Origin of the sequence: Acidiphilium rubrum (genome assembly GCF_900156265.1) — a bacterium.
GTDB classification, from domain to species: domain Bacteria; phylum Pseudomonadota; class Alphaproteobacteria; order Acetobacterales; family Acetobacteraceae; genus Acidiphilium; species Acidiphilium rubrum.
The window spans coordinates 136,097-148,974 of sequence record NZ_FTNE01000001.1 but is presented as its reverse complement, the minus strand read 5'-3'; the positions used below and the strand labels follow the sequence as shown (position 1 = coordinate 148,974).

The window sequence follows — 12,878 nt, the reverse complement described above, 5'->3', positions numbered from 1 at the left end:
CATGAAATTCTCGCTCTCCTGGCTCCGGACCCATCTGACAACCGACGCTTCGCTGGGGCAGATTGCCGAAACGCTGAACAATATCGGGCTTGAGGTCGAAGGCATCGAGGATCGCGGCGCGGCGCTCGCCCCGTTCGTGATCGCCCGCGTGATCGAGGCGGTGCCGCACCCGAATGCGGACCGGCTGCGGGTCTGCCGTGTTGATTCCGGGTCTGGCGAGGTTGGCGTGGTGTGCGGCGCACCGAACGCGCGCACCGGCATGACGACGGTGTTCGCCCCCCCCGGCGCTTACATTCCGGGCAGCGGCATCACGCTCAAAATCGGCGAGATCCGCGGCGTGGCTTCGGCCGGCATGCTGGTTTCGGCGCGGGAGATGGCGCTCGGCGAGGATCATGACGGCATCGTCGATCTGCCGGGCGATGCGCCGGTCGGCACGCCATACGCCGCCTGGGCCGGACTTGACGATCCGGTGATCGAGATTTCGGTGACTCCCAATCGCGGCGATGCGCTCGCGGTGCGCGGCATCGCGCGTGACCTTGCGGCCGCCGGCCTCGGCACGCTGACGCCGTGGAATGCGCCTGCGATCAACGGTACGGGAGCCAGCGCGATCCGCTGGCAGGACGATTTCACCGAGGCCTGCCCGTGGATTCTCGGCCGTACGGTGCGCGGCGTGCGCAATGGCGAGAGCCCCGCCTGGCTGAAGCAGCGCCTCGAATCGGTCGGGCTGCGGCCGATCAACGCGCTGGCCGACATCACCAATTTTTTCACGATCGACCTCGGGCGGCCGCTGCATGTGTTCGATGTTAACAAGATCAGCGGCGGCGCGCTGACAGTGCGGCGCGGCGCGGGCGAGCGGTTTCGCGGCCTGCACGGCAAGGATGTTAACGTGACCTCGGATGATTGCGTGATCGCGGATGCAGCGGGCGTGCAGTCGCTCGCCGGCATCGTCGGCGGTGAAGCGACCGGGTGCGATGAGGCCACGACCGATGTGTTCATTGAGTGCGCGCTGTTCGACCGGGTGGCGATTGCGCTCAGCGGCCAGCGCAGCGGCATTTTTTCCGACGCGCGGCAACGCTTCGAGCGTGGCATCGATGTGTCGTTGCTGCCGGCGGCGCTCGATGCGGCAACCGCCATGGTGATCGCGCTCTGCGGCGGTGAAGTCTCCGCGATCACCGAGGCCGGTGCCGAACCTGCCTGGCAGCGGCAGGCCAGCCTTCGATTCGAGCGGCTGCAGAGCTTTGGCCGGTCGGATGTCACGCCGGATCGGGCGGTCGGGATTCTGGGCGCGCTTGGCTTTGGCATCGCCGCGCGGGATGCGGCGGGTGTGACCGTCGATGTGCCGCCGTGGCGCAATGATGTCGCCTCCGCCGGGTTTTCCGCCGGCAGCACGCTCGATCAGCACGAGGATTTGGACCCGGACCTCGCCACCGCGGTGCGGCAGGGTGCCCGCGCGATCGAACCGGAAGCCGATCTGATCGAGGAAGTGCTGCGAATCGAAGGACTCGACCGGATCGTGCCGGTTTCGCTGCCGCCGCTGGCTACCGTGCCCACGCCATCGCTCACGCCGCGTCAGGCCCGCAGCGTGCGCGCCCGGCGCGTGCTCGCCGCGCGCGGCATGGCGGAATGCGTGACGTTCAGCTTCGTCGATCGCGCCACCGCCGCCCGGTTCGGCGCGACACCGGATACCCTGACCGTGGCCAACCCGATCGCCGCCGATCTCGACCAGATGCGCCCCTCACCGCTCGCGACGATCGCGCGCGCCGCCGCCACCAATGCGGCACGCGGCTTCGACGACCTCGCGCTGTTCGAAATCGGGCCGGGATTTCGCGACGAAACCCCCGCCGGCCAGGACCTGATCGCCGCCGGGCTGCGCAGCGGGGCCACGCCGCTGTCCTGGATCGCCGCATCCCGCAACGTCGATGCGTTCGATGCCAAGGCCGATGCGTTCGCCGTGCTGCAAGAAATCGGTGTGCCGCTCGAGGCGCTGCAGGTCAGTGCGACCGCGCCCGGCCATTACCATCCCGGCCGCGCCGGCACGATCAAGCAGGGACCCAAAACCACCATCGGCAGCTTCGGCGAACTGCACCCCTCGCTCTGCGCCGCACTCGACCTGCCGGCCGGCAGCGTCGGCTTCGAGATCGACCTTGGTGCTATTGCCGATCCGAAGCGCCGCCGTAAATCGGCGCCCGATATCTCGCCATTGCAACCGCTGCGGCGCGACTTTGCCTTCGTGGTCGATGCCGGCGTCGCCGCCGAAGCCGTGCTGCGCGCGGCCAAAAGTGCGGAACGCGGCCTGATTACCGACGTCACACTGTTCGACCGCTACGCCGGCGATAAATTGCCCGCGGGCAAAGTGTCTCTCGCGATCGCCGTGACACTGCAACCGAAGGACAAGAGCCTGACCGATAGCGAAATCGAGGCGGTTTCAGCCAAAATCGTCGCTTCCGTCAGCAAGGCAACCAACGCCACCCTGCGCGGGTGAGGTGATATCGCGCAGCGCGGTTCGCCATCAATCGTCGGGGATTGTGCCGCGCAGGGTTTTGGTACGGGCGCGATGCGTTTTGTTGTCGAGGCGCTTGGCCTTCTGGCTTTTCGATACGCGGGTCGGCACGCGGGCGGCCGGGCGGACCGCGGCGTCTCTGATCAGTGCGAGCAGGCGGTCACGGGCATCGTCACGGTTGCGCTCCTGCGAGGCGAAGCGTTGCGCGATGATCTGGATGACGCCGTCCTTGCTCATGCGGCGGCCGGCGATGCTGCGCAGGCGCGCTTTGATATCGTCGCTGAGCCCGGGTGAGTTCAGCGCATCGAACCGCAGGCGCACGGCGGTTGCCACCTTGTTGACGTTCTGACCGCCGGGGCCGGAGGATGTCGTGAAGATCTCGGATAATTCCGAATCCTCGATCGTGATGCGCGGCGTTACGATGATCGGCATGGCGGCGGAATTTCCAGGGACGCGGGCGGTTAGAGTTCGGCGACTTCGGCGACGCCGTGGATCATTTTCACCGCCTGGGCGAGGCGGGGCGAGACGTTGAAGCCGCCGGGCAGCGCGATATCGAGCCGGGCGTTGGAACCGAGCCGGGGCGAGACCAGGACCCGGCCTTTGCCACGGCCTTCGCGGTCGAGCAGGGCGCGCAGCGAGGCGACGGCTTCGATGCGTTCGACCACGATGCGGATGCCCGAGCCCGCGTTCGCGGCGGCGCGGTCGAGCGGTTCGGCATCGAGCGCGGTGATGCGCAGGCTTTCGCCGTCCATCCGCAGTTCGACGGTGACGAGCAGCATGGTGCCTTCGGTGAGCAATTCGCGTGCGGTGGCCAGGATTTCCGAGAAGAAAGTGACCTCGAAGCCGCCGGCCTGATCGGACAGCATGACCCAGGCCATGCGCGTGCCGCTGCGGGTGGGGCGCTCTTTGCGCCCGACCACGGCGCCGGCGAGTTTGGCGCGGGTGATGCCGGCGCGGCCGGTTGCCTCGATCCGGTTGGAGGGGATGACGCCGAGGCGTTTGAGCACCCCAGCGTAGGAATCGAGCGGATGGGCGGTGAGGTGAAAGCCGATCGCTTCGGCTTCGAAGCCGAGGCGTTCGAAACCGGGCCAATCGGGCGTGTCGGGCAGGTGCAGGGGTTCGGGCGCAGCACTGGTGCCGAACAGGTTGATCTGGCCGGACTGGCGATTGGCGGCTTCGGCCTGGGCCCGACGGATCAGGGTTTCGGCACCGGCCATGACGCGGGCGCGATTGGGCTCAAGCTGATCGAACGCGCCGGCTTTGGCGAGTTGTTCGATCTGCGCCTTGTTGAGCGATTTGGGTTCGACGCGGGTGGCGAAATCCGCGAGGTCGGTGAACGGGCGATCGGCGCGGATGCGGGCGACATCGTTCATCGCACCCTCGCCGACCCGCTTGATGGCGGCAAGCGCATAGCGGATGGCCAGCGTGCCATCCGACTGACGTTCGACCGTGAAATCGGCGGCGGATTTATTGATATCGGGCGGCAGCACTGGGATGGCGAGGCGCACGGCGTCCTGTTTCAGGGCCGCGAGTTTTTCATGGTTGGTGTGCGAGAGCGACATGCAGGCGGCGATGAACGCGGCGGGGTGGTTGGCGCGCAGCCAGGCGGTTTGGTAGGACACCAGGGCGTAGGCGGCGGCGTGCGATTTGTTGAAGCCATAATCGGCAAACTTGGCCATCAGATCGAAGACTTCGATGGCTTTCGGCTCATCGACGCCTTTGGCCTTGGCGCCTTCGATGAAGGTGGCGCGATGCTGTTCCATCTCCGAGCGGATTTTCTTGCCCATCGCACGGCGCAGCGAATCGGCGGCGGCGAGGCTGTAGCCGGCCATGCGTTGGGCGATCTGCATGACCTGTTCCTGATAGACGATAACGCCGTAGGTCTCGCTCAGGATTTCCAAGATCACCGGATGCGGTGAGTCCCACGCCTGCCCGTGCTTGCTGGCACAATAGGCCGGAATGTTCGCCATCGGCCCTGGCCGGTTCAGCGCGACGGCGGCGATCAGATCCTCGAACCGATCCGGGCGCATCTGTTTGAGCACGTCGCGAAACCCCTGGGTTTCGAACTGGAACACGCCACCCGCCTCGGCCCGGGACAGCATTTCATAGGTTTTGACGTCATCGAGCGGGAGGGTTGCGAGATCGATATTGGTGCCGAGGCCCCGCAGAAACTTCAATGCCCGGTCGAGAATCGTGAGGGTCGTCAGGCCCAGAAAGTCGAACTTCACGAGGCCTGCGCTCTCGACATATTTCATCGAATACTGGGTAATCAGCATATCCGCGCGGGGGTCGCGGTAGAGCGGCACCAGTTCGGCCAGCGGCCGGTCACCGATCACCACGCCGGCCGCATGGGTGCTGGCGTGGCGATACAGGCCTTCGACCTGCAAAGCGATTTCCAGCAGGCGGCGGATGGAATCGTCGGTGTCGCGCATCTCGCGCAGGCGGGGTTCGGATTCGATCGCCTCGGCGAGCGGGATCGGCTTCGCTGGATTGTTCGGCGTGGCTTCGGCAACCTTGTTGACCTGGCCGTAGGGCATGCCGAGCACGCGCCCGACATCACGCACCGCAGCGCGGGCCTGCAGCTTGCCGAAGGTGATGATCTGGGCGACGCGGTCGGCACCGTATTCGCGTTTGACGTAGTCGATCACTTCGTCGCGGCGTTCCTGGCAGAAATCGATGTCGAAATCCGGCATCGAGATACGTTCGGGGTTGAGGAAGCGCTCGAACAGCAAATTGAACGGGATCGGGTCGATATCGGTGATCAGCAGGCAATAGGCGGCGAGCGAACCCGCACCCGAACCGCGGCCCGGCCCGACCGGAATGCCCTGGGATTTCGCCCATTGGATGAAATCCGCCACGATCAGGAAATAGCCGGGAAAGCCCATCTGTTCGATCACGTTGAGCTCGAATTCGAGGCGTTCGCCATAGCGCGCGGTGGTCGCGGCATCGGCACGGATTGCTGCGAGACGGGCGGCCAGGCCTTCACGCGCCATCGCGCGCAGGGTTTCGGCCTCGGTGCTGCCGGGGCGGACTTTCGGGCAGATCGGCAGCAGCGGTTTGCGCGTGGGCGCGGCGATGGCGCAGCGGCGCGCGATGTGGATGGTGTTGTCGCAGGCATCCGGCAGATCGGCGAACAGGGTTCGCATGGTTTTGGCGGGTTTGAACCAATGCTCGGTGGTAACGCGGCGGCGCTCGGCTTCGGACAGCAGGCGGCCTTCGGCGATGCAGAGCAGCGCATCATGCGCTTCGTGCATGTCCTGCCGGGCGAAGAAACATTCGTTGGTGGCGACGAGCGGCAGGCCCGCCGCATCGGCCATGGCGATCAGGCCGGGCTCGATCGCGCGTTCGGTCGGCAGGCCGTGGCGCTCGAGTTCGATCGCGATGCGGTCGCCGAAGGTTTCGGCAAGGGTGGACAGCAGGGTTTCCGCCTCGGCGCGCTGACCCTCGCCGAGCATGCGGCCGAGCGGGCCGAACCGGCCGCCGGTGAGCAGGATCAGCCCTTCATGATGGCGGCGCAGTGTATCGAGGCTGATCTGCGGGCGGTTGCCGGTTTCGGATTCGAGGAAGCTGGCGGAAGAGAGTTTGGAAAGATTGGCGAAGCCGGCGGCATCCTTGGCGAGCAGGACCAACGGGTCCGGCGTCAGGCGCGGCTGGTCCGCCCGGGTGAGCGAGAGTTGGCAGCCGATGATCGGCTGCACGGATTTCGCCATGCAGGCCTGGGAGAACTCGATCGCGCCGAACAGATTGGACGTATCGGTGATGGCGACCGCCGGCATCGCCTGATCCTGCGCAAGGGCTGCGATTTTATCGGGTTTGATCGCGCCTTCGGACAGGGAATAGGCGGAGTGGACGCGAAGATGGACGAAATCGGCATGCGGCATGGCAGCAAGGTAGCACGATTCGGGGGTTCAGGCGATCAGAACCGCGACCGGCAGGGTGGCGAATATGGTGCTGAGCGGGATTATGCCGCCGGTTGCATCCAGCATCTGGCCGGTCAGAACATCGCGCCAGGGGCCGGGCAGTGCCGCCGGATCGAGGGCGGTATCGCCCCAGTCGGCTGGAGGGATCAGCGGTTGTGGCACGCCATCGAGCAAGGGTGCCGCGAGACGTGAAACGGCAACGATCAGGGTGCGCGTGCCATGGGTGCGCGCGAAGGCAAGGCCATGTGCCGCATGGGTGCCGGTGAGGTCGAGCGCCGTATAGCCGGCTTCGGCGAACAGCGATGGGTGTTCGGCGCGGCATGACAGCAGGCGCGCGATCACGCGCTGTTTGACGTCGCCGTTTTCCCAGGAATCGAGCGATGGCATCCGGTTGGCGGACAACGCGGCGACACGGGCGGGGAAATCGACCGGCCGGCGATTGTCGGGATCGACCAGACTCTGGTCCCAGAATTCGGTGCCTTGATAAAGATCAGGCACGCCGGGGACGGTGAATTTCAGAACCGTCTGAGCAAGCCCGTTGAGCGCGCCGGCCGGGCCGATGCGGCGCGCGAAGGCGGCGATTTCGCCCAAGGTGGCGGTGGCGCGGCTGGTATCGAACACGCCATCGAGAAACTGGCGGCAGGCATCCTCATAGGCTTCATCGGGTGCGGCCCATTCGGAGCGGAGCTTCGCCTCGCGGATCGATTTTTCCCACCAGCCCCAGACACGATCACGGAAATCGCCGCTGCCATCGGGTGCGGCACCGAGCGGCCAGGCGGCGATCAGGGTCTGATACAGCATGATCTCGTCGGCCTCGCTGGGTGCGCGGCCGGCATCGAGATCCCGCGTCAAGCCGCTGTTCAGGCGCATCCAGCGCGCCAGGGCGGCCTGCCATTCATCGGGGATTTCCGACAGCACCGCGAGGCGGATGCGGGTGTCCTCGCCGCGCTTGTGGTCATGCGTCGCGGTAGCCAGCATGGCGTGCGGCAGGGTTGCGGCGCGCTGCTGCTGGGCGGCGTGGAAGGCACCCGGCGTGAGGGCGAATTGCGCCGGCGTGCTGCCGACCTCGTTGCGCGAAATCAGCCGGCCATAGCGGTAAAAGGCGGTATCCTCGACCGATTTTGCGGCGACGGGGGCGGATAATTGCTGAAACCGGACCATCGCCCGGCGGTGCAGGGCGCGGGTTTCCAGCGGTTCGCGCGCCAGCGGCCGATCGGCGAGCCAATGGCGGATCTGGTTCAGCAGGCCGCGGTCGGCGACGCGAAAGCTGCGCCGGGCGCGCGCCAGCGCCCAGTCCATCGTCTGCTCATCGGTACTCGTGCTGCCGCCGGCACCGGCGTAAATGCGATAGATCGGAAAATGGACCAGCAATTCGGCAAGGGCGCGGCGCAGGGCGGTGAGGGAAATATCCCGCGTCGCCAAATCTGCACCGGCGAGGCGATGCAGCAGGGCGGCTGTGCCGTTCCATTCACTGGTGAGATTGTCGCGGAGCACCTGGCGGCGGGCGTCGCGTTCCTCGGGGTCGAACTCCGCGCTGCGGCCCGTGAGTGTGTGCCAGAGTGCGGCGAGCGGTTCGCCACCATCAGGGTCGTGCAGCACGGCTGCGACCTCGTTCATGAAATCGTAGCCCGTGGTGCCATCGGTCAGCCAGTCGGCGCGCAGGCGTTCGTGCGGCGCCAGGATTTTTTCGACGATGATATAGGGTGGCCCCGCCGCCGCGCTGGACGGGCGCGACTTGCCCGCGGCGGTCAGTGCGCGGCGTAGCTTGCGGCAATAGGCGCGGGGGTCGGCCAGCCCATCGACGTGATCGACGCGCACGCCATCGATCACGCCGCGTGCGTAAAGATCGAGGATGAGCTTGTGACTCTGGTCGAACACCCAGGGTATTTCGGCGCGGATGCCGGCCAGGGTGTTGATGTCGAAAAACCGGCGCCAGTTGATTTCATCCGCGGCGGCGCGCCAGTAGGCGAGGCGATAATTCTGGGTTTCGAGCAATTCGTGCAGACGGCGGATGCCATCCGGCGTGGTCGGCTCGTAGCGGGCCAGCACGGTGACCAGGCCGGCTGCGCCGTGCGGCGTTGCCAGCGCCGCGATCAGGCGGGCGCGGGCGGTTTCGGCCAGCGGGCGGGCGATGTCCGGACGGTCGATCAGATCGGCGGCACCGGTGAAATGTGCGATGGCATCGGCGAAGCGGCGCGGCGCTGCCTTCAGCACGATTGCCATGCCGGCTGGCGAAAGCGGAAATTCGTGCTCGTGATAGACGACAGAAATCCGCCCAGCCTTCGCATCGGCGGACAAGCGCAGATCGCCCGATTGCAAGGCGGCGCCATAGGATTCGCCCAGGAACGGCGCCATGATCTTGCCGTGCAGCGCGCGGTCGGGCGGGGTCCAGTCGATGTCGAACGCATCGGCGTAGCGGCTGGCGCGGCCCCATTCCAGTACATCCATCCACCATTGATTGTCGCTGCCGCCGACGCCCATGTGGTTGGGCACGATATCGAGGATCAGGCCCATGCCGTGGTCGCGCAACACCGCTGACAGCCGCTCGAGCGCGGCTTCGCCCCCGAGTTCGGGGTTGATCGCGTTATGATCGACGATGTCGTAGCCATGGGTCGAGCCGGGCCGCGCCTTCAGGATCGGCGAGGCATATAGATGGCTCATTCCCAGCGCGGCGGCATAGGGAATGACGGCCGCACCGTCATCGAGCGTGAAGCCCTTGTGGAATTGCAGGCGAATCGTTGCACGCGGAATTGTGGAATGGGTCATGGTTCAGCCGCGCGCCTTGCGGGTCCGGTCGAGACCATCGAGCCGGGCGGCAACGCGCGGGGCATCGAGCAGGGTTGCCGCGGGGGCGGGCAACCGGCGGCGCCAGTTGGGATGTTCATCGATCGTACCTGGAATATTGGGCTGCTCGGGTAAGGCCAGCGCATCCTCGATCGGCAGGATCGCCAGAGCCGACGATGCGGTGCCGACATGGATGGCGAGGACATCGGCAATACGGTCGCCATCGTCGGGCGCCGGCATGTCGCCCTGTCCCGCACCGGATGCAACGCACGCATCCCACAGGCAATGCCGATCATGGGCGCGCTTGTCGTGATTTTCACCGGCGATGCCGAGGCGCTCGCGCCACGCAATATCGGTGCCGCGCCACCAACCCGCGACGGTCGGCAGATCATGCGTGGTCGTCAACGCCGTGGTCTCGGCGCGCCAGTGCGCCGGCGGCACGAAACGATCGCCATCGCGCTCGAACCACAGGATGCTCATGCCAGTAATGCCGCTGGCCGCCAGCGATTCGCGAAAGCCGCCCGGCACCGTACCGAGATCTTCCGCGACCACGATGCCGTGGTGGCGCTGCGATTCCAGCATCACCAGCCGGCGCATATCCTCGAACGGGTAGCGCAGATAGCAGCCATCCTTGGCCTCGCCGCCTTCGGGGATGACCCAGAGGCGCGACAGGCCCATGGCATGATCGATGCGAACCCCGCCGGTGGCGTGCAGCGCGGTGGAGAGCATGTCGCGGAGCGCTGAAAACCCGCTCTGGCGCAGGCCGCGCGGCGAAAATGCGGTGAGGCCCCAGTTCTGGCCGCGCCGGTTGAATTCATCGGGCGGCGCGCCGACCGAAGCGCCGCGCAGCACCTCGGCCGGGCGGCTCCAGGCATCGCTGCCGGCGGGATCGGCGCCGACCGCCAAATCCGCGATCAGGCCGACCGCCATGCCGGCATCGATGGCGGCGCGCTGGGCGGCCTGCAAACTGCCGAGCGCGCGGAACTGGGCATAGAGGTGAAACGCGCACTCGTCCTGATTGGCCGCGGCCAGTGCGGCGACCGCGCTGCTGTGCGGATCGCGCAGCGCGTCCGGCCAGGACCGCCAGTCGCGCCCGGCGCCGACGCTGAGTTGATGCGTCACCAGCGCCTCGAACAAGGCGTGGAGTTGGATCGCGGGCGAGGTTTCGGCCTGGAATTGCTTGAATGCCGGATCGTCTCGGTGCAGGGCGAAATCACGCCGGAGCGCCTGATAGCGGAGCGGCGTGGCGGTCCGCCAGTCGATCAGGCCATCGGGCGATGGGGCGGCGGCGGCGCAGTCGATCGCCGCATACACCGGATTGAGCGCGATGCGGCTGGAGGGGCCGTAGGGACCATAGTGACCCGGTTCGCTCGCATAGAGGGCATGAACCGGGCTGATCGCCACGGCATCGGCGCCGCGCGCACCGGCATTGGCGGCCAGCGTGGCGAGGGCACCGAAATCGCCGATGCCACCGTCGTTCTCGCGCGGCAGGCTGTAGACCTGCACCGCGAGGCCCCATGCCTTGCCGGCGCGGCCGTGGCGGGCCAGCGCATCCTCGATGGTGAACGCGCGATGCGGCGCGATCGCCAGATCGATCATCGCATCCCCGAGGTGGATCTGATGATAGCCGGGTGTCGCCAGACCGGGCAGCCGGGCATAGCCGTTGCCGACATCCTCCAGCCTGGTGTCGTAGCTGGTGCCATCTTCAAGCAGGATGCGCGCCGCACCGCCAGGATGGTTCAGGGTGATTTCGGAATCGACCGTTGCCGTCAACAGGCGCGGCGGCAGGCGCGCTTCGGCATCGAGCAGGGCGATGCTGTCGTGGCAGGCTGACTCCGAACCCGCATCGAGTTCGAACGCGGCGAGCAGTCCGCGCAGGCTGGTGGGGGACACATCGTGCGCGGTGCCGAACACATCATGCCAGACGCGGGACAATCCGGCACGGTCGGCGAGTTCGTAGAGGGCATCATCGCTCATGGCGTCGCGAGCCAGGCGATGGCGGTATGCGGCGGCAGATGGTTGTCGCATTGAGCTTCGGGCGGGGAGGATGCCAGAACATGCCCCTCACCTGCTGTGCAGGCCACCGCATGATCGCCGAAATTCACCGCGATGGTCAGGGTTGCGCCATCGCCGAGGGTCCAGACCGCACGTACCCCGGTTTGCCCCAATGCGATCGCCCGCACGGCACGGGCGTTCGGGATGCGCGGCACGATTTCGGTATGACGCAGGCGGAGGAGCATCTGGTAGAAAGCGAGCCATGCCGCCGCCGGTGCATCAGCCCTGTCGAACGTGGGCACCGAGGCTGCAAAGGTCGCCGCGTCGTTCGGGTCCGGAATGCGTTGTTGCGCCTCCTTGGAAGAAAACGCTTCAAACTTGGCGAATTCCTGCCGCCGCCCCTTGCGCACGGCCTCGGCGAGGTCGGGCGCGTTGTGATCGGTGAAATAGAGGAACGGGGTGGTATCGCCGTATTCCTCACCCATGAAGATCAGCGGGATTTGCGGCGAGAGCAGCAGGAGCAGCACGGCCGCGCGCAGGGCGGCGGGGTTGGCCAGCGTGGTCAGGCGTTCGCCAAACGCACGGTTGCCGATCTGGTCGTGATTTTGCAGAAAGGCGACGAAGGCGGTCGGCGGGAGATGCGCACTCGGTGTGCCGCGCGGTGCATTGTCGCGGTGGGGCGACGGCTCGCCCTGATAGGCGAAGCCCGATTGCAGGCAGCGCGCGAGTTGCGCGGCGGCATCGTGATAATCTTCGTAATAGCCGCCTTGGTCATGGGTCAGCAGGGTGTGCAGGCAATGGTGGGTGTCATCCGCCCACTGAGCATCATAGACCGCACCCGGCGCCAGCAGACCCGCATTGTTGTCGTCGTTCTCGAGCACGAGATGAATGTGGCGCTGGGAGTCGCAGGCCGCGCGGATCTGGCTGGCCATGGCGGCAAGAAATCCGTCGTCCTGGATGGCATGCACTGCATCGAACCGCAGACCATCGAACCGGAACTCATTCAACCAATAGATGGCGTTATCCACGAAATAGCGCCGGACCGGTGCGCGCCGATAATCGATCGCGCTGCCCCAGGGCGTGTGGATGTCATCGCGGAAAAACTCCGGCGCGTAGGTGTGCAGGTAATTTCCATCGGGACCGAAATGATTATAGACGACATCGAGGAACATCATGATGCCGAGACCATGGGCGGTGTCGATCAAATGTTTCAAATCATCCGGCGTGCCATAGGCGGTGTCGGGTGCATAGGGAAGCACGCCGTCGTAGCCCCAGTTGTGGCGACCGGGAAAATCGGCGATCGGCATCAACTCGACCGCGGTGATGCCGAGTGCGGCAAGGCCGGGCAGCATGGCTTCGATGCCGGCATAGCCGCCGCAGGCACCGGGATGCAGTTCGTACACAATGGTTTCGTGCCACGGCCTGCCGCGCCAATCTGGATGGGTCCAGCGGTAGGAATCGGGCGGCACGACGACGCTGGCATCGTGAACATCAGGCGCCTGCAGGCGAGACGCCGGATCGGCCACCTTCATTCCTGTATCGGTTACGAAGTGATATTTTGTGCCTGGCGAACAATCCGTTTCGACAGTAAAATGTCCATCAGGATGCCGCTGCATCGCCAGCGCGTCACGGCCCTCGATCGCGAGCGCCATCGTATCACATCCGGGTGCCCAGATCGT

The 12,878-nt window shown here is 66.2% G+C and carries 6 protein-coding genes; 1 reads left to right on the top strand and 5 read right to left on the bottom strand.

Features of this window, described 5'->3' with window-relative positions; translation table 11 throughout:
* Position 1: 1 nt before the first annotated feature.
* A complete protein-coding gene (pheT, locus tag BW994_RS00645) occupies positions 2 to 2,482 on the top strand; it encodes a phenylalanine--tRNA ligase subunit beta (RefSeq protein WP_029311477.1) in 2,481 nt (826 codons plus the stop codon).
* A gap of 27 nt (positions 2,483 to 2,509) precedes the next feature.
* Here the strand turns inward: pheT and arfB are convergent, their stop codons facing one another.
* From arfB to treZ, 5 genes are read right to left on the bottom strand one after another with little or no spacing between them, the layout of a single operon-like run.
* The gene (gene arfB / locus BW994_RS00640) at positions 2,510 to 2,932 is read right to left on the bottom strand and encodes an alternative ribosome rescue aminoacyl-tRNA hydrolase ArfB (RefSeq protein WP_029311478.1); all 423 of its coding nucleotides are present in this window, start codon (positions 2,930 to 2,932) and stop codon (positions 2,510 to 2,512) included.
* A 29-nt stretch (positions 2,933 to 2,961) separates the two neighbouring features.
* Positions 2,962 to 6,381: a DNA polymerase III subunit alpha gene (gene dnaE / locus BW994_RS00635; RefSeq protein WP_029311479.1), complete on the bottom strand. Its 3,420-nt coding sequence runs from the start codon at positions 6,379 to 6,381 to the stop codon at positions 2,962 to 2,964.
* Between the two features lie 27 nt (positions 6,382 to 6,408).
* Entirely contained in the window at positions 6,409 to 9,186 is a 2,778-nt protein-coding gene (treY, locus tag BW994_RS00630; RefSeq protein ID WP_029311480.1) for a malto-oligosyltrehalose synthase, read from the bottom strand.
* A 3-nt stretch (positions 9,187 to 9,189) separates the two neighbouring features.
* Complete coding sequence (malQ, locus tag BW994_RS00625) at positions 9,190 to 11,181, bottom strand: 4-alpha-glucanotransferase (protein WP_029311481.1); 1,992 nt, start codon at positions 11,179 to 11,181, stop codon at positions 9,190 to 9,192.
* Positions 11,178 to 12,851 carry a malto-oligosyltrehalose trehalohydrolase gene (treZ, locus tag BW994_RS00620; RefSeq protein WP_211252768.1) on the bottom strand — a complete coding sequence of 558 codons (1,674 nt, stop codon included), beginning with the start codon at positions 12,849 to 12,851 and terminating at the stop codon, positions 11,178 to 11,180. The genes malQ and treZ overlap by 4 nt, the downstream gene beginning before the upstream one ends.
* Positions 12,852 to 12,878 lie beyond the last annotated feature (27 nt).

Coding starts and splice junctions, on each gene's coding strand:
- treZ (WP_211252768.1), bottom strand. CDS start 12,851: ATGGCGCTCGCGATCGAGGGCCGTGACGCGCTGGCGATGCAGCGGCAT.
- treY (WP_029311480.1), bottom strand. CDS start 9,186: ATGACCCATTCCACAATTCCGCGTGCAACGATTCGCCTGCAATTCCAC.
- pheT (WP_029311477.1), top strand. CDS start 2: ATGAAATTCTCGCTCTCCTGGCTCCGGACCCATCTGACAACCGACGCT.
- dnaE (WP_029311479.1), bottom strand. CDS start 6,381: ATGCCGCATGCCGATTTCGTCCATCTTCGCGTCCACTCCGCCTATTCC.
- arfB (WP_029311478.1), bottom strand. CDS start 2,932: ATGCCGATCATCGTAACGCCGCGCATCACGATCGAGGATTCGGAATTA.
- malQ (WP_029311481.1), bottom strand. CDS start 11,181: ATGAGCGATGATGCCCTCTACGAACTCGCCGACCGTGCCGGATTGTCC.